At 54.0% G+C, this 2511-nt stretch carries 2 protein-coding genes; both read right to left on the minus strand.

All coding sequences use genetic code 11. The annotated features are described in order from the left end of the window. The coding region (locus KGL31_01400; protein MDE2320566.1) for a nitric-oxide reductase at positions 1 to 971 on the minus strand (971 nt) is incomplete at its 3' end. A 783-nt stretch (positions 972 to 1754) separates the two neighbouring features. Then, a partial coding sequence (locus KGL31_01405) for a cbb3-type cytochrome c oxidase subunit I (GenBank protein ID MDE2320567.1) occupies positions 1755 to 2511 on the minus strand: 757 nt, incomplete at its 5' end.

Here is a 2511-nt window from a genome sequence, read left to right on the forward strand (position 1 = left end):
AGGATACCTGCCAACACCTGCACCAGGAACAGGATCACGGCGAAGGCGAAGAACTTATAGGTGGCGCGCTGGGTTGGACGAACATAAGCGTCGCCCTTGTTTTCCAGGTCGATCGTGGTAAGCGACCAATCCCGTCCGTTGAACGGCTCGCCGGGCAGGGTCTTCATTTCACCGTAGACGTACAGGACCAGCATGGTACCGCAGAACAGCACGAAGATCGAGATAAAGCTCCAGATATACGTCGCGAACGTCGGGACGTTACCGACTTCCGGATCGGGCGGCCAGTTGTGTGTATAACTATATGTCTCACCCGGTCGGGTCGCCCCGGAAACCCAGCCACCCCAGAAGAAGTACGCGGCTAGCGCCTTGAGGTCTTCCGGATTGCTGATATGATTTTTGATCCTTCCCTTCATAAAAGCTTCTTCGTAGGTAGGATCCGTAAACGTTCGCGTGTAATGTGTAACCAACTCCTGATACGCAAAGGCCTGAGCTGGAGTGATACGAATAACGTTGGCTGTTGCGTCATAGCCATTCTCGCGGATCTCTCGTCTGACCCTTACTGAGATCATATCGCGATCGGCTTGGGTCACAGGGCGCTCCTTCGCGATCTCATTCTCATAGTATTTTCCCATGGACACATAGGTATGGTGGAGAGCTTCGGCGGTGTAATCCGGCCCGCGCTCGCCTCCGTCGCCCCAGAAGGAGCCATACGTCATCAGACCCTTGAGGTGAAACACTTGCTTTCCACGCTGGATTTGCCACTCGGGGATGAGTGTTTCTCCGGTGGATGACGAGACAAAATTCACCAGCGGAGGAGCGGATGAATAAGTCCACACGCCGAGAGCAATTAATCCGATGACACTGATGCCGGTGACGATCAAAGCATGAAGCCACCAGTATTTCTTGACCAATAGCATTTGACCAAACGTCTTGTGGGTCCTGCTCACTGTTGCGCTAGGATTCGGACTCATTGTTACCTCCTGTGGCACTTACCCTGACTCAGGTGGCCACACTTTCGCTTTCTTTTCACTGCGTAGACTTCTTTACTTTACTACTCTCGGGACCGCACAATCTTCCCGTCGCTTTTCGTTAACGCCTATTCTCACCTCCTTTGTCGCCACTAACGCCACAACTTCTGGCTGAACAATGAAACTCGCTTCCATCGAATAAGTCACTTTATAGAACGCCGTTTTAGTTCGAACTAACCTCAGTTTAAATCTTCTTCGGAAACGCTGTCAAGTCTTTTTTCTTTCTGATTGATCACTCTGTAACCCCTTCTTTGTCGACGTCGGCGCGCCAAGCGTCGACGGCACGCGTCCTTCACGAGCGCCATGCAGCGAACAACCAATGCGGTTCCATCCCGATGCAGCGGTCGGTGGCGCACCCGACTGCTTGTTCGTCCACATCATAACATTCACAGTGAAACCTCCTCGATGCATCTTAAAGTCACATATGCTTCTAAGATACGTCCCCCATTAGGGGTAGTAAATCTAGAGATCGCCTCAATTTACGATGCAAATGCATTACTTTAGGATGCGCTGTCGAGTTGTACGCGCCGTTCAATTGGGGGACGGACAGGGGCAGGGGCCGAGAGGTGTGAGTAAGACTAGCGTGTCAATGCAGTATCAGGCGTTTTGCGGAACGTGGCTGGTCCTGTGGAAGGAGGCTCGCAAAAAGCAACATCCCCGGTACAACGCGATCGTTGTACCGGGGATGTTGGAGTGAAGTGTGATGAGCTTGCTTAGATACTCAGACTAGAAGGCCTCATCAGAAGCAGCCCAGCTTTCCCGCTCCTTCGCCTTCTCCCTGTCGTAGATTGTCCACTCGCCTTCCTCAACAACGGCGGCCTCGCGGACCATCCGGGTGCCCCTCGACAGAATGAACCACATGAGAGGCAATACACCGCCAAACAGGAACACGGCGCCACCGATGGAGCGCATCCAGGTCAAGGTGTGCCACACGTTATTCGTGATGAACGTCTGCTGCCGACCATACCAGAAGCCGTGCTGGAAGATGTGGGCAAGCTGATACAGACCGACCGGGAACATATCCATGATCATCATCATGACCAGGCCGATCTGCAGCGACCAGAAGACGCCCTTGATCAGCTTCTCATTCCAGGCAGAGCGCTGGAACAGGTGTTGGCAAGCAAACAGCATACCGGCAATCGCGATGTTACCCTTCACGCCGAACATGGCGCCATGGGCATGGTTGTTCGTGAGATAAGTGCCATGCTCATAGTAGTTGACGATCGGCAGGTTAATGAGCGAGCCCATTACGCCCGCGCCGAAGATGTTCCAGAAGTTGACGGCGAGGATGAACGTCCAGACGCCGTCCATGACGAAGCGCTGCTTGCCCTCGGCCAGATGCTCGTGGGCCTTGGTCCGCTCCGTCCGCATCTTCCAGGCGTCCAGGGTGATCAAGAGCAGCGGCAGCACCTGCATGGTGGAGAAGACGCTGCCCAGAGCGATGATCCCTGTCGGCTTGGCGATCCAGTAGAAGTTGTGGGAG

Source organism: Candidatus Methylomirabilota bacterium (assembly GCA_028870115.1).
GTDB lineage: Bacteria > Methylomirabilota > Methylomirabilia > Methylomirabilales > Methylomirabilaceae > Methylomirabilis.